Annotated in this window: 14 protein-coding genes; 5 read left to right on the top strand and 9 right to left on the bottom strand. The window is 70.3% G+C overall.

Annotation, left to right across the window (positions count from 1 at the left end; all coding sequences use genetic code 11):
* Positions 1–53: 53 nt before the first annotated feature.
* From AB0L71_RS00865 to AB0L71_RS00850, 4 genes are all read left to right on the top strand, one after another.
* Positions 54–776 (top strand): hypothetical protein, encoded by a 723-nt coding sequence (locus AB0L71_RS00865; RefSeq protein WP_365236393.1) that lies wholly within the window; start codon positions 54–56, stop codon positions 774–776.
* 49 nt (positions 777–825) lie between these two features.
* Positions 826–1,641 carry a DsbA family protein gene (locus AB0L71_RS00860; RefSeq protein WP_365236391.1) on the top strand — a complete coding sequence of 272 codons (816 nt, stop codon included), beginning with the start codon at positions 826–828 and terminating at the stop codon, positions 1,639–1,641.
* A 149-nt stretch (positions 1,642–1,790) separates the two neighbouring features.
* Positions 1,791–3,452, top strand: coding sequence for an alkaline phosphatase D family protein (locus tag AB0L71_RS00855; protein WP_365236389.1), 1,662 nt, complete (start codon positions 1,791–1,793; stop codon positions 3,450–3,452).
* A gap of 276 nt (positions 3,453–3,728) precedes the next feature.
* Positions 3,729–4,730: a zinc metalloprotease gene (locus tag AB0L71_RS00850; RefSeq protein WP_365236387.1), complete on the top strand. Its 1,002-nt coding sequence runs from the start codon at positions 3,729–3,731 to the stop codon at positions 4,728–4,730.
* Between the two features lie 50 nt (positions 4,731–4,780).
* Here AB0L71_RS00850 and AB0L71_RS00845 read toward each other — a convergent pair whose 3' ends face one another.
* The 7 genes from AB0L71_RS00845 to AB0L71_RS00815 all read right to left on the bottom strand — a co-directional run bounded on the left by AB0L71_RS00845 (position 4,781) and on the right by AB0L71_RS00815 (position 10,199).
* Positions 4,781–5,350, bottom strand: coding sequence for a dienelactone hydrolase family protein (locus AB0L71_RS00845; RefSeq protein WP_365236385.1), 570 nt, complete (start codon positions 5,348–5,350; stop codon positions 4,781–4,783).
* Positions 5,347–5,511 (bottom strand): hypothetical protein, encoded by a 165-nt coding sequence (locus AB0L71_RS00840; protein WP_365236383.1) that lies wholly within the window; start codon positions 5,509–5,511, stop codon positions 5,347–5,349. Before AB0L71_RS00840 ends, AB0L71_RS00845 begins: the two co-directional genes overlap by 4 nt.
* A complete protein-coding gene (locus AB0L71_RS00835) occupies positions 5,508–7,094 on the bottom strand; it encodes a Na+/H+ antiporter (protein ID WP_365236381.1) in 1,587 nt (528 codons plus the stop codon). Before AB0L71_RS00835 ends, AB0L71_RS00840 begins: the two co-directional genes overlap by 4 nt.
* Before the next feature lie 236 nt (positions 7,095–7,330).
* Positions 7,331–7,807 (bottom strand): GNAT family N-acetyltransferase, encoded by a 477-nt coding sequence (locus tag AB0L71_RS00830; protein ID WP_365236379.1) that lies wholly within the window; start codon positions 7,805–7,807, stop codon positions 7,331–7,333.
* On the bottom strand, positions 7,804–8,745 hold the full coding sequence (locus AB0L71_RS00825) for an RluA family pseudouridine synthase (protein ID WP_365236377.1): 942 nt from the start codon (positions 8,743–8,745) through the stop codon (positions 7,804–7,806). The genes AB0L71_RS00830 and AB0L71_RS00825 overlap by 4 nt, the downstream gene beginning before the upstream one ends.
* A gap of 24 nt (positions 8,746–8,769) precedes the next feature.
* Positions 8,770–9,360: a signal peptidase II gene (gene lspA / locus AB0L71_RS00820; protein ID WP_365236375.1), complete on the bottom strand. Its 591-nt coding sequence runs from the start codon at positions 9,358–9,360 to the stop codon at positions 8,770–8,772.
* A 59-nt stretch (positions 9,361–9,419) separates the two neighbouring features.
* The gene (locus tag AB0L71_RS00815) at positions 9,420–10,199 is read right to left on the bottom strand and encodes a TraR/DksA family transcriptional regulator (RefSeq protein WP_365236373.1); all 780 of its coding nucleotides are present in this window, start codon (positions 10,197–10,199) and stop codon (positions 9,420–9,422) included.
* A 536-nt stretch (positions 10,200–10,735) separates the two neighbouring features.
* Between AB0L71_RS00815 and ileS the strand changes: the two genes are divergently transcribed.
* Complete coding sequence (ileS, locus tag AB0L71_RS00810) at positions 10,736–13,912, top strand: isoleucine--tRNA ligase (protein ID WP_365236371.1); 3,177 nt, start codon at positions 10,736–10,738, stop codon at positions 13,910–13,912.
* Between the two features lie 250 nt (positions 13,913–14,162).
* Here the strand turns inward: ileS and AB0L71_RS00805 are convergent, their stop codons facing one another.
* Positions 14,163–15,293, bottom strand: a complete 1,131-nt coding sequence (locus AB0L71_RS00805; protein WP_365236369.1) for a DivIVA domain-containing protein — start codon at positions 15,291–15,293, stop codon at positions 14,163–14,165.
* Between the two features lie 49 nt (positions 15,294–15,342).
* Entirely contained in the window at positions 15,343–15,627 is a 285-nt protein-coding gene (locus AB0L71_RS00800; RefSeq protein ID WP_365236367.1) for a YggT family protein, read from the bottom strand.
* Positions 15,628–15,672 lie beyond the last annotated feature (45 nt).

Raw genomic sequence — 15,672 nt, 5'->3', positions numbered from 1 at the left:
ACGCCGGGCCCTTTAGCGGTCGCTTACAGGTACGCGTGCGACACTCCTCGACGATGGACATATCCGGGACGCGGCTCAGAATCGTTCGCGCGGCGCTTTTCACAGCGCTCGTCGTGACGCTCTCCGCTGCGTCCCATGTGCTGCTCTCCCGGGTCTCGCTGCCGCTGACCGTCGTCGCCCTGCTGGCGGGCGCGGTCTTCGCGGTGGCGTACGCGCTGGCCGGCCGGGAGCGCGGCTTCGGGGCGATCGCCGGGCTGCTGGTCCCGCTGGAGCTGGCCGCCGACACCGTCTTCACCACCGGTCAGCACCTCTGTTACGGCGCGGCCGGCGGCCCGATCGCGGGGCCGTTGCGCTCGGTCGGCGTCGATGTGCTCTGCGACGGGGGCGACATCGGCGCCGGTGCGTCCCAGGCCGGTGACGTCGGGACCCCGCTCACCTCGATGACCGGGGGCGGACACACGGCCGCCGCGCTGCTGGCCTCGCCGGGGCCGGCGGTGCCGTGGCTGCTGCTGGCCGCCCATGTGACGGTCGGCCTGCTCGCCGCGGCCTGGCTGCGGCGCGGTGAGGCCGCGCTCGCCGGCCTGCTGGGCGCGGTCGCCGTCCTGGCGTTCCGGCCGCTGCTGACCGCGGTCGCGGTGGCGGGTACGCACCGCCGCTCCGTACGCCGCCCGGCCCGCCCCGCCGGACGGGGTCCGCACCTGCCCGTACACACCCGTCTGCTCGTGCACTCCGTGGGACGGAGGGGACCACCGCGCTCGGCCTGCGCCCTCGCCTGAGCACGTACATCCCCGACGACCCACCACCCACTCCCACGGAGAGACGAACATGAGCAACCGCAACAGCCAGGCCAACAAGGCGGCAGCCCGCGAGCGTCTGCGCGCCGAGCGCGAGCGCCAGGCCAAGAAGGACAAGACCCGCCGGCAGATCATCGTCGGCGCCTCCGTGGTCGCCGTGCTGGCGGTCGTGGGCTTCGGCGCCTGGGGCATCTCGCAGCTGAACAAGCCGTCCCACTGGGAGGAGGCCAAGGACGCGAAGAACGTCACGGCGCCCAAGAACACCTCCGGCGAGAACGGCACGACCGTCGTCATCGGCAAGTCGACCGCGAAGAAGACCCTGGAGCTGTACGAGGACCCGCGCTGCCCGATCTGCGCCTCGTTCGAGCAGGCCGTCGGCGAGACGGTGCACAAGGACGTGGACGCCGGGAAGTACAAGCTCAAGTACATCGGTGCCACGTTCCTCGACAACAGCACCAACGGCGAGGGCTCGAAGAACGCACTGAGCGCGCTCGGCGCGGCGCTCAATGTCAGCCCGGAGGCGTTCCTCGACTACAAGTACGCGCTCTACTCCGCGAAGTACCACCCGGAGGAGAGCGACGACAAGTTCAAGGACGACGCCTACCTGATCAAGGTCGCCGACACGGTCGACGCGCTGAAGGACAACAAGGCGTTCCAGAAGGACGTCAAGGACGGGACGTTCGACAGCTGGGCGATGAAGATGTCCGCGACCTTCGACAAGAGCGGCGTCCAGGGCACCCCGACGCTGAAGATGGACGGCAAGGCGCTGACCGGATCGGACGGCCAGAACGCGCCGATGACGGCGGACGAGTTCAACACCGCGATCTCCTCCGCGCTGAAGGGCTAGGGCCTCTCGATCGGATCGGACTGCCCGGATTTCACCGGTACGGCCCCGAAGGCCGTCCGGTGAACTCCGGGCAGCGGCTCCTCGGCCGATGAGCCAACTTCCGTCATTCGCCCGGTTTTTCGTTCGATCGGTCCCTAGGGTGCTGCCCCGTGACCAGTCGACACGTTTTTTCGCAGAGTTCCGCACCCAGTCGGCGCGCGGTCGTCAAGGCCGTCGCCGCCACCGCCGCCGTCGCCCCCGCGCTGGGCGCCGCCACCACCGCACACGCCGCCGACGGGCCGGCCTTCCTGCACGGCGTCGCCTCCGGCGACCCCCTCCCCGACGGCATACTTCTGTGGACCCGCGTCACCCCCTCCCCCGACGCCGTGCCCGGCTCCGGCCGCGGCGCGGAGACACCGGTGCGCTGGGAGGTGGCCGAGGACAAGGAGTTCGCCCGGGTCGTGGCCCGGGGCACGACCGTCGCGAAGGCGGCGTCCGACCACACCGTCAGGGCCGACGTGCGCGGGCTCGCCCCGGCCACCGCCTACTGGTTCCGCTTCTCGGCGGGCGACGGTACGGGGACCGTCTCACCGGTGGGCCGCACCCGTACCGCCCCCGCGGCCGGAGCGGCCACGCCCGGGGTGCGCTTCGGGGTGGTGTCGTGCGCCAACTGGGAGGCCGGGTTCTTCTCCCCGTACCGGCACCTCGCCGCCCGCGCCGATCTCGACGCGGTGCTGCATCTCGGCGACTACATCTACGAGTACGCGTCGGGCAGTTACCCGGACGCGAAGTACGTCGTGCGGCCGCACGAGCCGCGGCACGAGATCCTCACCCTGGCCGATTACCGCACCCGGCACGCCACCTACAAGACGGACACCGACCTCCAGGACCTGCACGCCGCGCACCCGGTGATCGCGATCTGGGACGACCACGAGTTCGCCAACGACGCCTGGTCGGGCGGGGCCGAGAACCACACGCCGGACACCGAAGGGTCCTGGGCCGAGCGGGCCGCGGCCGCCAGGCAGGCGTACTTCGAGTGGATGCCGGTGCGCGCCTCCACCGAGGGCACGGTCTACCGGCGGCTGCGCTTCGGGAACCTGGCCGATCTGCACCTCCTCGATCTGCGCAGCTTCCGCTCCCAGCAGACGACGATCGGCAACGGTTCGGTCGACGACCCGGACCGCACGATCACCGGCCGGGCGCAGCTGGACTGGCTGAAGTCGGGGCTGGCCGGATCCGACGCCCGCTGGCAGCTGGTCGGTACGTCGGTGATGATCTCGCCGGTCGCCTTCGGTTCCGTACCCGCGCATCTGCTGGCACCGCTGGCCGAGTTGCTGGGACTGCCGAGCGAGGGTCTGGCCGTCAACGTCGACCAGTGGGACGGCTACACGGACGACCGCAAGGAGCTGATCGCGCATCTGCGGGACCGTTCGATCACCAACACGGTCTTCCTGACCGGCGACATCCATATGGCGTGGGCCAATGACGTACCGGTGACGGCGGCGACGTATCCGCTCTCGGAGTCGGCCGCCACCGAGTTCGTGGTGACGTCGGTGACCTCGGACAATCTCGACGACCTCCTGCACGTGGCGCCGCACACCCTCTCGGTGGTCGCCGCCGCCGCGGTCAGGGCCGCCAACCGCCACGTGAAGTGGGTCGACATGGACGCACACGGCTACGGCGTCCTCGATGTGACCGCCGAGCGCTCGCAGATGGACTACTACACGGTCTCCGACAAGACGGAACAGGAAGCGACCTCCGCCTGGGCGCGCTCGTACCGGACACTCAGCGGGACCCAGAAGGTCGAGCGGGTGGACAGCCCGGTGCGCTGAAGTCTGTTCTCGGCCACCGTCGTTCATGTTGACGGTGCATTACGTCGCTACGGCGGGTGGTGTCTTCCCGGTCCAGATGGGGACACATCACCCACCGGAGTGACTCGGGAGGTTAAGTCCGCGTATCAAACTCTGGGATGCGCAGAATTATTTGTCGCTGTTTCCCCGGTTTGCCCCACGCATCGATCGGCTTGATCACTTCTCCTCAAGCAATGACATGGACACGTAATCTCCCGGCGCAGGAGGAAATCCCCCACACATCCACGAGGAGTCCCCGTGCGCGCTCTTGCCCGCATATCCCCGCGTATACGCCACCGTGCGATCGGCACCGCCGTCCTGGCCGGAGCCCTGGCCCTGGCGCCTTTCTCCGCCTCCACCCACGCCGCCGCGGCGAAGACGTCGGTGGCGTCGGCGTCCGCCGCGTCCGCCGAGAAGTGCGCCGACGACACCAGCGCCACCGCACGGCAGGCCCGCCCCTCGGGCGCCACGCACGCCGCGGAGCCCAACGAGGTCACCGCGTCCCAGGCCAAGGCCATGGAGGCGCAGCTCCAGGAGAGACTGGCGGAACGCCGGGTCAGCGGCTCCACGCTCAGTGCCGCCGCCACCGTGACCATCCCGGTGTACTTCCACGTCATCCACTCCGGCAGCACCGGCAAGCTGACGGCGACCGACATCAGCAACCAGATGGACGTGCTGAACGCGGCCTACGGCGGCCAGGGCACCGACAACACCGACACCGGCTTCCAGTTCTCACTGGCCGGAACCGACTACACGGACAACTCCACCTGGTACAACCTCGCTGACGGTTCCTCGGCCGAGACGGCGATGAAGACGGCCCTGCGTCAGGGCGGCAAGAACGCGCTCAACATCTACACCGCCAACCTCTCCGACGACCTGCTCGGCTGGGCCACCTTCCCCAGCTCGTACTCCTCCAGCCCGAAGATGGACGGCGTCGTCATGCTCGATGCCTCGCTGCCCGGCGGCTCCGCCACCAACTACAACGAGGGCGACACCGCCACCCACGAGGTCGGCCACTGGATGGGGCTGTACCACACCTTCCAGGGCGGCTGTAACGGCAACGGCGACTACGTCTCCGACACGCCCGCCGAGAAGAGCGCCGCGTACGCGTGCCCGACCGGGCGCGACACCTGCACCTCCAAGACGGGTGTCGACCCGATCCACAACTTCATGGACTACACGTACGACTCCTGCATGTACCAGTTCACCGCCGGCCAGGTCCAGCGGATGACCGACAGCTGGACCGCGTACCGCGGCTGATCCACCCCCGTCCGAAGGGTCCCGCGCACGCCGCGGGGCCCTTCGCTCGTTCAGAGCGTGGCGAGGAAGCCGAGCGCGACCTTCCAGGCGAGTTCGGCCGAGGCGGCGTCGTGGTCCGGCAGTTCGGGGTCCGTGAAGAGATGGCCCGCACCCGGGTAGCGGTAGATCTCGACATCGGCGCCGGTCCGCTGCATCTGCAGGTACCAGGAGTTCAGCCAGTCGTGCGTCTCGAACGGGTCCGGGTCCGCGACGTGCAGCTGCACGGGCAGCTCGTCCACCGAGGCGTTCTCGGCGATCTCCGAGGTGCCGTGGAAGAGCAGCAGACCGCGCGCCTTCTCGTCGCCCAGCGCAAGGGTCTGCGCGGTGGACGCGCCGAAGGAGAAACCCGCGTACACCAGACCCCGGTCGGAGTAGGGAGCGGCGGCCAGCACGGCCCGCCTGAGCAGCTCGTCCTTGCCGATCTCTTCCTTGAAGGCCAGGCCTTCCTCGACGGTGTCGAAGGTGCGTCCCTCGAAGAGATCGGGCAGCTGCACCTCGTGGCCGGCGGCGCGCAGCCGTGCGGCGGCCGCGTGCACCGCGGGGCGCAGACCATACGTCGAGTGGAAAAGCATGATGTTCATGGGGCCATGGTGCCAGTTGTGGTGAAGTGCGCGGAGAAGCACGGGGTGGCCCGCATGATGCGCCCGCCGCCCGCCGCCGGTGGCGCGGTCACCCGCACCGCGCCGTCGGCGCGCAGGGGCCGCGCGAAGGCCCCCGCGCGGGACGGCGGGCGGCGGGTCACCGGAGGCTGCGTACGTCCAGCTGACGCAGCACCCGGTCGACGACCTCCGGGTCCGCGCCCGCCTCGTTGCGGGCCGCGAGCACCGCGTGGCGTGCGGCCGACATCATTTCGCGCTGGACCCGATGGATCGCTTTGAAGCGCGCGGCGCGCTGCGCGTACGCCTCGCGGCGCTCGTCGTCGACCATGTCGGGGCTGATCCGCGCCCCCATGTCGTAGGCCAGTCGCTGCAGCCGCTCCGCGACCTCCTCCGGGAACTCCTCGACCTCCTCGATCTCCTTGAGCCGCTGCTTCGCCGCCTTCGCGGCGCGGATCGCGAGGTCCTTCTCCAGGGCCTCCTCGGCCTCGGTGTCCGCCCGCACGCGGAGCTTGCGGACCAACCAGGGCAGGCTGAGCCCCTGGACGACCAGTGTGGCCATGATCACGGCGAAGGCGATGAAGATGATCTCGTCACGGCCCGGGAACGGCTTTCCGTCGTCCGTCGTGAGCGGGATCGCGAGCGCCAGCGCGACCGAGGCCACTCCGCGCATTCCGGACCACCACATGACGACGGTCTCCCGCCAGCTGGTCGGGATCTCCTCGCTGACGTCGCGTCGGGTGTGCAGCCGCTTGGTCAGCCAGGTCGCGGGCAGCAGATACAGCAGCCGTACGCCGACGACAACCGCCACGACGGCCAGGCCCCAGCCGAGCATCTGCAGCTCGCGCCCGTCGGCCGTGCCGAAGACGTTGTGCAGTTCGAGACCGATCAGCCCGAAGGCGACCCCGGTGACGAGGGTGTCGACGATCTCCCAGAAGGTGCGGCCGGTGAGCCGTCCGAGGACGTCATCGGCGTCGGCGGTGTGCTCGGCGAGGAAGAGCGCGGTGGTGAGGACGGCGAGCACGCCGGACCCCATCAGCTCCTCCGCGAGGACATAGCTCACGAACGGCACCAGCAGGGTGAGTCCGACCTGGAGCGTGGCGTCGCCGAGCAGGCCCATCAGCTTGATGGTGATCCAGCCGAGCACGAACCCCACCACCACGGCGACGACGGCGGAGAGGATCAGCAGACCGAACGCCTCCGGCAGCGAGAACGTGCCGCTCACCGCGGCGGCGACCGCCACGTGGTACAGCACGATCGCGGTCACGTCGTTGAACAGGCCCTCGCCCTCCAGGATGGAGACGAGCCTGCGCGGCAGCCCGACCGAGCCGGCGACGGCCGTCGCCGCGACCGGGTCGGGCGGGGCGACGAGGGCGCCGAGCGCCACGGCGGCGGCGAGGGGCAGTCCCGGGACGATGGCGTTGGCGACCACGGCGACAGCGGCCGTGGTGACGAACACCAGCGCCACGGCGAGCAGGAAGATCGGTCGTTTGTTCGCGGCGAACTGCCGCCAGGAGGTGCGCTGCACGGAGGCGTAGAGCAACGGCGGCAGCAGCGCGGGAAGGATGATCTCCGGCGGGATGTTCACATTCGGCACGAAGCTGAGGAACGCCATGCCGACTCCGGCGAGCGTCATCAGCACAGGGGCCGGCAGTCCCAGACGCTCCCCCAGTGGCACCGTGACCACGGCTCCGAGCAACAACAGGAGGAGCAGTGCCATTTGGTCCACGAGGTGCCTTCCGGAACGCGGCCCGCCGACCGCGGTGATCGGCGGATCTTGGCCTCAAGCCTGCCACGCGAGGCCCGCGACCCGGACAACCCCCCTCACTTCGCCCGCCTCCACCCGGAACGTCGCCCCGATACCCGGCGTATCGGGGCGAGCCCGACAACGCGGCGAGCGTGCGTGCCAGGCGTCGCCGAGCAGGCGGAACCTTCGAAGCACGCCCTACGGCCTCCGGCCGCTGCTCACAGGGTCCGGCGCATCGCCCGGTGAGCGATTCCGGCGTCCGCGAACTCCGGGCCGTACGCGACGTACCCGAGCCGCTCGTAGAAGCCGAGTGCATGGGTCTGGGCGTGCAGGTCGACGGCGGTCAGACCGAGCTCACCGGCCGCGTCCTCGATGGCGCGCACCAGAGCCGCTCCGACGCCGAGCCCACGCGCCGCCCTGGTCACCGCCAGCCGGCCCAGGGAGCCGACGTCCGGATCGCCGCCGGTCCTGTCGGTGACGGCCGGACCGTGCAGCAACCGTCCGGTGCCGAGTGCGGAGCCGTCCGCCGCGACGGCGATCACGTGCACCGCGTCGGCGTCGTGGGCGTCGTACTCGATCTCCTCGGGCACGTTCTGCTCGCCGACGAAGACGTCCTTGCGGACCTGGAGACAGGCGGCGAGGTCTCGCTCGTCGGTCACGGTCCGGGTGGTGTACGGGGCGGCTGTGCCGGTCATCGGCTTTCCGCCGCGATCATGTCCAGGGCCTTCTGGAGGTCGGCGGGGTAGGTGCTGGAGAACTCCACCCAGCCGCCGTCCGAGGGGTGCTCGAAGCCGAGCCGGACCGCGTGCAGCCACTGCCTCGTCAGGCCCAGGCGCCTGGCCATCGTCGGATCCGCGCCGTAGGTGAGGTCGCCGACGCAGGGGTGCCGGTGGGCCGACATGTGCACCCGGATCTGGTGCGTACGCCCCGTCTCCAGCTTGATGTCCAGGAGGCTGGCGGACCGGTAGGCCTCGATGAGGTCGTAGTGCGTCACGGAGGGCTTGCCGTCTGCCGTGACGGCCCACTTGTAGTCGTGGTTGGGGTGGCGCCCGATGGGGGCGTCGATGGTGCCGCTCATCGGGTCCGGATGGCCCTGCACCAGCGCGTTGTACCGCTTCTCGACGACCCGGTCGCGGAACTGCGACTTCAGCCGGGTGTAGGCCCGCTCGGACTTGGCGACGACCATCAGGCCGGACGTGCCGACGTCGAGGCGGTGGACGATGCCCTGGCGCTCCGCGGCGCCGGACGTCGAGATCCGGTACCCGGCCGCGGCCAGTCCGCCGATGACGGTCGTGCCGGTCCAGCCGGGGCTCGGGTGGGCGGCGACTCCGACCGGCTTCACGATCACCACGATGTCGTCGTCGTCGTGCACGATCTCCATGCCCTCGACGGGCTCGGCGACGATCTGCACCGGAGCGGGCGCCTGCGGCATCTCCACTTCCAGCCAGGCCCCGCCCCGCACCCGCTCGGACTTCCCGACCACCGCACCGTCCACCTGCACCTTCCCGGCCGCGGCCAGGTCGGCGGCCTTGGTGCGGGAGAAACCGAACATCCGGGAGATGGCGGCGTCGACACGCTCGCCCTCCAGACCGTCGGGTACGGGCAGGGTGCGGACCTCGGGATACGTACTCACCCGATCGAGTATGCCTTGCGCCCACTAGTCCTTGTGCACGGTGCCGTCCGGGTCCAGGCCCTTGAAGGAGAGGATCACGATCAGGATTCCGCCACAGACGATGGCGGAGTCGGCGAGGTTGAAGACGGCGAAGTGCGCGGGCGAGATGAAGTCCACCACCGCGCCCCGGAAGACGCCGGGGGCGCGGAAGATGCGGTCGGTGAGGTTGCCGAGCGCCCCGCCGAGCAGCAGGCCGAGCGCGATGGCCCAGGGCAGGCTGTAGAGCTTGCGGGCGAGGCGGGCGATGACGACGATGACGGTCGCCGCGATGGCGGTGAAGATGACCGTGAAGGCCTCACCGAAACTGAACGCGGCGCCCGCATTGCGGATCACGTCCAGTTTCAGCCAGTCACCGAAGACCTCGACCGGCCGGTGGTGCTCCAGCTTCGCGACCACGAGCAGCTTGCTGATCAGGTCCAGCAGATAGGCGAAGACGGCCACGGCGAAGAGCACCACGACCTTCCGCCTGCCCCTGCCCGGGGCCGTCTCCTCGGTCCGGTCCGCGGTCTCGTCCCCGTCGGCCCCCTCGGCATCGGGGATGTCCGGCGTACCGATGATGCGCTCCGCCTCTGCCACGTGAGTCCCTCAACCTAGGTTTCCGCCTGGAGGACGAGGGTACGACACACGACCGCGGATCAGCCGCGTCGCTCCTGCTTCTGCTTGTCCTCGACGCAGAGGGTCGCGCGGGGGAACGCCTGCATCCGTGCCTTGCCGATCGGATTGCCGCAGGCCTCGCACAGTCCGTAGGTTCCGGCGTCGAGCCGGGCCAGGGCGCGTTCGGTCTGGTCGAGCATCTCCTGGGCGTTGGCGGCGAGCGACATCTCGTGCTCGCGCGTGATGTTCTTGGTGCCGGTGTCCGCCTCGTCGTCGCCCGCCCCGTCGCCGGAGTCGCGCATCAGCCCGGCGAGTGCCGCCTCCGCGGCCTCCAGCTCGCTGCGCAGCCGCACGACCTCGCTGCTCAGCACGGCGTGTGCCTCGTCGACCTCCTGCGGCGTCCAGGGGTCCTCGCCCGGCCGGACCGCCAGCTCGCCGGGGGCTGCCGCGGTGACTCCACCGGCCGCCGACGCAGGTGCCGCGCCCTCGTCGGCCATGCGGGTCCGGGCCGTGCTCTTCTTGGCTACCACCCTGGTGACTCCCGTCTGCTCGGCGGCCTCGGCCGCCACCGTGGCCGCCTCGGCGGCCTTCTTCGAAGCCTTCTTGTCCGCGTTCTTCTTCGCAGGTGACTTCCTGGACCGCACCGCGTGCTCGGTGGGTGCCGCCCGTTCCCGGGCCGCGCTCCGCCTCGCAGCGGTCTTCTTCGTGGCCGCGGCCCCGGAGTCGGTCCCCGGACCGTCCCGGGTGCCCGCCTTCCCGGCCGCGGCACCCGTCGATCCCGCCGGTTCCGACTTCTTCGCGGCGGACTTCTTCGCCACCATGGCCGCGGCCCCTTCACATATTGTGATCTTGCACGCGAATCGTGCTGGGACGATAAATCGGCTCCAGCCCGGCGGCAACGGGGCACGCCGCCGTATCGCCCCTCCACGGTCCGGCCGCCCACGCGCCTGACTCCGTTGTGCCCAGCTCCCCGCCGCGTATTCCGCCGCCGGCCCCGGCCGCACCCCGTGCATCCGGCTCTGGCCATTCGGGTCACGCCCCGTCCCACGGCGTAAACCGGTCGGCCGTCGCCCGTACGGGCCCGTACACTGGCGTAAGCGAGAGGCGTGGATGGGACGAGTAGCGTCGTACGCAGCCAGCAGCGACCCGGGGACGGTGCGAGCCCGGGGGCGAGCGCGTCGTGAAGATCACCCGGAGCCGCCGGAGGAAAGCCGCAGGGCGAGTAGAACCGGCATCGCGCCCCAATGAGGGGGCCACGGGTGCACATCCGGGGCCAAGGAGGGTGGTACCGCGGGAGCCGACGACGCTCTCGTCCCTCCGACGGAAGTGGAAAACGTCCGCCGGAGGAAGCCCGTCCATGACATCGCCGCAGTACCGCCAGGTACCCGCCCAGGTCGACCTGCCCGCGCTGGAGCACGCCGTGCTCGATTTCTGGCGCGAGAGCAAGATCTTCGCCAAGAGCCTCGACCAGTCCGAGGGCCGCCCCGAGTGGGTGTTCTACGAGGGTCCGCCCACCGCCAACGGCATGCCCGGCGCCCACCACATCGAGGCCCGCGTCTTCAAGGACGTCTTCCCCCGCTTCCGCACCATGCAGGGCTACCACGTCGGTCGCAAGGCCGGCTGGGACTGCCACGGCCTGCCGGTCGAGCTCGCGGTCGAGAAGGAGCTGGGCTTCAACGGCAAGAAGGACATCGAGGCGTACGGCATCGCCGAGTTCAACGCCAAGTGCCGTGAGTCCGTGACCCGTCACACCGACGCGTTCAGCGAGCTCACGACCCGCATGGGCTACTGGGTCGACCTCGACGACGCCTACCGCACGATGGACCCCGAGTACGTCGAGTCGGTGTGGTGGTCGCTGAAGGAGATCTTCAACAAGGGCCTGCTGGTCCAGGACCACCGGGTCGCCCCCTGGTGCCCCCGCTGCGGCACCGGCCTCTCCGACCACGAGCTGGCACAGGGCTACGAGACGATCGTCGACCCGTCCGTCTTCGTGCGCTTCCCCCTCACCTCCGGCCCGCTGGCCGGCGACGCCTCGCTCCTCGTCTGGACGACCACCCCCTGGACCCTGGTCTCCAACACCGCGGTCGCCGCGCACCCCGACGTCACCTACGTCGTCGCCACCGACGGCACGGAGAAGCTCGTCGTCGCGCAGCCCCTCGTCGAGAAGGCGCTGGGCGAGGGCTGGGAGACCACCGGTCAGACCTTCACCGGCCGCGAGATGGAGCGCTGGACCTACGAGCGCCCGTTCACCCTGGTCGACTTCCCGAGCGCCGGTGAGGGAAGCGACGCCCCGGCCGAGGCGCACTACGTGGTCAACGCCGAGTACGTGACGACCGAGGACGGAACGGGTCTGGTCCACCAGGCCCCCGCCTTCGGCGCCGACGACCTCGCCGTCTGCCGCTCCTACGGCCTGCCGGTCGTCAACCCGGTCCGCCCCGACGGCACCTTCGAGGAGGACCTGCCGCTGGTCGGCGGCGTCTTCTTCAAGAAGGCCGACGAGGCGCTCACCCAGGACCTGGACGCCCGCGGCAAGCTCTTCCGCCATGTCCCGTACGAGCACAGCTACCCGCACTGCTGGCGCTGCCACACCGCGCTGCTCTACTACGCGCAGCCGTCCTGGTACATCCGTACGACCGCGGTCAAGGACCGGCTGCTCGCCGAGAACGAGAAGACCAACTGGTTCCCGGAGTCGGTCAAGCACGGCCGCTTCGGTGACTGGCTGAACAACAACATCGACTGGGCGCTGTCCCGCAACCGCTACTGGGGCACCCCGCTGCCGATCTGGCGCTGTGAGGACGGTCACCTCACGTGTGTCGGCTCACGTGCCGAGCTCAGCGAGCTCACCGGCACCGACCTCTCCGGTCTCGACCCGCACCGCCCGTACATCGACGAGATCACGTTCACCTGCTCGCACGAGAACTGCCAGCTGGAGGCGTACCGCGTCCCGGAGGTCATCGACGCCTGGTACGACTCGGGCTCGATGCCGTTCGCGCAGTGGGGCTACCCCTACCGGAACAAGGAGATCTTCGAGAGCCGCTACCCGGCACAGTTCATCTCGGAGGCCATCGACCAGACCCGCGGCTGGTTCTACACGCTGATGGCGGTCGGCACGCTGGTCTTCGACAAGTCGTCCTACGAGAACGTGGTCTGCCTGGGCCACATCCTCGCCGAGGACGGCCGGAAGATGTCCAAGCACCTCGGGAACATCCTTCAGCCGATCCCGCTCATGGACCAGCACGGCGCCGACGCGGTGCGCTGGTTCATGGCGGCGGGCGGATCCCCGTGGGCGGCACGCCGGGTCGGCCACGGCACCATCCAGGAGGTCGTCCGCAAGACCCTGCTGACGTACTGGAACACGGTCGCCTTCCAGGCCCTGTACGCCCGTACGTCCGACTGGGCACCCTCGGCGGCCGACCCGGCCCCGGCGGACCGCACGGTCCTGGACCGCTGGCTGCTGAGCGAGCTGAACGCGCTGGTGGACCAGGTCACGCAGGCCCTGGAGGGTTACGACACCCAGCGCGCCGGCAAGCTCCTGTCGTCGTTCGTCGACGACCTGTCCAACTGGTACGTACGCCGCTCGCGCCGCCGCTTCTGGCAGGGCGACAAGGCCGCGCTGCGCACCCTGCACGACGTGATCGAGACGGTCACCCGGCTGATGGCCCCGCTCACCCCGTTCATCACCGAGCGGGTCTGGCAGGACCTGGTGGCTCCGGTCACTCCGGACGCCCCCGAGTCGGTCCACCTCTCCGCCTGGCCGAAGGCGGACCTCGCGGCCGTCGACCCGACGCTCTCCGCCCAGATGGCACTGGTGCGCCGCCTGGTCGAGCTGGGCCGGGCCACCCGCGCCGAGTCGGGCGTCAAGACGCGTCAGCCGCTGTCCCGGGCGCTGGTCGCGGCGGCGGGCTTCGAGTCCCTCTCCCCCGAGCTGCACGCCCAGATCACGGAGGAGCTGAACGTCTCCTCGCTGGCCTCCCTCTCCGAGGTCGGCGGCTCGCTGGTCGACACGACGGCGAAGGCGAACTTCCGCGCGCTCGGCAAGCGGTTCGGCAAGGGCGTCCAGGCGGTGGCCAAGGCGGTCGCGAACGCCGATGCGGCAGCGCTCTCGCTGGCTCTGCGCGACGGCACGGCGTCGGTCGAGGTCGACGGCGAGACGGTCACCCTCTCCCCCGACGAGGTGATCATCACCGAGACGCCGCGCGAGGGCTGGTCGGTGGCGTCCGACTCGGGCGCGACGGTCGCCCTGGACCTGGAGATCACCCCCGAACTCCGGCGCGCGGGCCTCGCCCGTGACGCGATCCGGCTCATCCAGGAGGCCCGCAAGAACAGCGGCCTGGACGTGGCTGACCGCATCGCCGTCCGTTGGACCTCCGCCTCCCCCGCCACCGTGGAGGCTCTGACGGAGCACGCGGCGCTGATCGCGGACGAGGTCCTGGCACTGGACTACGCACAGGGCGAGGCCGACGCGGCCTACGGCGCCCCGTTCGAGGACGAGGGCCTGTCCCTGACCTTCCGCCTCCGCAAGACGGAGCAGTAGCCCTTCCCCCTGGCAGGCCCGTCCGGAACACATGTTCCGGACGGGCCTCCGTCGTTCCCGGCATCGCCCCCGCCGACGCCCGCGGATCCGAAGGCCGGAACGGAGCCCGTCGGGCACGGGAAGGGGGGCAGGGGAGCCGCCGGTGCTCCACCGCCCCGGCCACCCACGGCAAAAGGCCGGGCCCCCGGGAAAACCCGGGGGCCCGGCCCTCAGCCTGCCGACGGCTACGCGCTCATCGCGCGCACCCGGCTCAGTTGTCGTCCTCGTCGATCAGGAAGCCGCGCATCGGCGACGGAGCCTGCTGCATCGGCTGCGGAGCCTGCGGCCGCACCGGCGCCATCGGCTGGGTCATCGCAGGCGACATCTGCTGCTGACCACCGTAGGACGGTCCACCGCTCATGGACGGGTTGCCACCCATCGGCTGGTTGCCGTGGTTGCCGTGGTTGCCGTGGTTGCTGCCCATGGCGTGACCCATGGCACCCGCACCGGCCGGAGCCAGCGAGGGCGACGGCGGCAGCGAAGCGGTCGCCGGGGTCCGCGGCGGAGCCAGCGAGTCGTCCGCCTGGGTCTCCAGCTGACGCAGCTGGCTCTCCAGGTAGGACTTCAGCCGGGTGCGGTACTCGCGCTCGAAGCCACGCAGGTCCTCGACCTTGCGCTCCAGCGTCGCGCGGGCCGACTCCAGCGAGCCCATCGCCACGCGGTGCTTCTCCTGCGCGTCCCGCTCCAGCGCGTCCGCCTTGGCACGAGCGTCCCGCTCCAGACCCTCGGCACGGCTGCGTGCCTCGCCGACGATCTTGTTGGCCTCGGAACGAGCCTCCGCGATCGCCTGGTCGGCGGTCTGCTGGGCGAGGGAGAGAACACGGGCGGCGCTGTCGCCACCGGGGCCCTGCTGCTGCATCTGCGGCGGCTGCTGCATCTGCTGCATCTGCTGCTGCGGGGCGTGACCACCCATGGGGCCACCCATGGGACCGCCCATGGGGCCGCCCTGCATCGGGCCGGGGCCGTGCGGGCCCGGTCCGTGCGGACCCTGGGGGCCGTGACCGCTGGGACCGGCGGGCAGCTGCGGAGCACCACCGGGCAGCTGGGGGGGACCCATCTGCGGGGGCTGCTGCTGGACCGGCGGACCCGATATGGCGGCGGGCACAGGTGCCCCGGGCCGGTCCTGCGGCTCCGGCTTGCGCATTCCCTGCTGCTGGTTCTGCGCGGCGGCACGCGTCGCGGCGGCCAGCTTGGCGCGCAGGTCCTCGTTCTCGCGCAGCAGCCGGGTCAGCTCGGACTCGACCTCGTCGAGGAAGGCATCGACCTCGTCCTCGTCATAGCCTTCTCGGAGGCGGACGGTCGTGAACTGCTTGTTCCGCACGTCCTCGGGGGTCAGCGGCATCTCTTCTTCACCTCTACGTAGTCGTCGGCAGTCGGCAAGACCGTATCGCTCACAGCCTGACCACGATGCTGATCAGGATGTAAACGATGATCATCAGAACGAAGAAGGACAGGTCGAGTGCCACGCCCCCGAGACGCAGCGGCGGGATGAACCGCCGCAGAAGCTTGAGCGGTGGATCCGTGACCGTGTAGGTGGCCTCGAGTATGACCACCATCGGCTTGCCGGGCTGCCATGAACGTGCGAACTGGAAGACGTAGTCCATGACCAGCCGGAAAATCAGCACGATGAGGAAACACATCAACGCGATATAGACAACCTGCAGTGCGACGCCCATTTCGCGCTTCCCTCTCCCCTGGCTCTCGTAGCTCCGGCCTTGCGG

This window comes from Streptomyces sp. NPDC052052 (assembly GCF_040680455.1).
Taxonomy (GTDB): domain Bacteria; phylum Actinomycetota; class Actinomycetes; order Streptomycetales; family Streptomycetaceae; genus Streptomyces.
The sequence above is the reverse complement of the archived record's forward strand: the minus strand, read 5'-3'. Positions and strand labels throughout refer to the sequence as shown.

Excerpts from the sequence above, each read along its gene's own strand:
- AB0L71_RS00845 (WP_365236385.1), bottom strand. The coding sequence starts at position 5,350 with ATGAACATCATGCTTTTCCACTCGACGTATGGTCTGCGCCCCGCGGTG.
- AB0L71_RS00830 (WP_365236379.1), bottom strand. The coding sequence starts at position 7,807 with ATGACCGGCACAGCCGCCCCGTACACCACCCGGACCGTGACCGACGAG.
- AB0L71_RS00860 (WP_365236391.1), top strand. The coding sequence starts at position 826 with ATGAGCAACCGCAACAGCCAGGCCAACAAGGCGGCAGCCCGCGAGCGT.
- AB0L71_RS00815 (WP_365236373.1), bottom strand. The coding sequence starts at position 10,199 with ATGGTGGCGAAGAAGTCCGCCGCGAAGAAGTCGGAACCGGCGGGATCG.
- AB0L71_RS00800 (WP_365236367.1), bottom strand. The coding sequence starts at position 15,627 with ATGGGCGTCGCACTGCAGGTTGTCTATATCGCGTTGATGTGTTTCCTC.
- ileS (WP_365236371.1), top strand. The coding sequence starts at position 10,736 with ATGACATCGCCGCAGTACCGCCAGGTACCCGCCCAGGTCGACCTGCCC.
- AB0L71_RS00865 (WP_365236393.1), top strand. The coding sequence starts at position 54 with ATGGACATATCCGGGACGCGGCTCAGAATCGTTCGCGCGGCGCTTTTC.
- AB0L71_RS00805 (WP_365236369.1), bottom strand. The coding sequence starts at position 15,293 with ATGCCGCTGACCCCCGAGGACGTGCGGAACAAGCAGTTCACGACCGTC.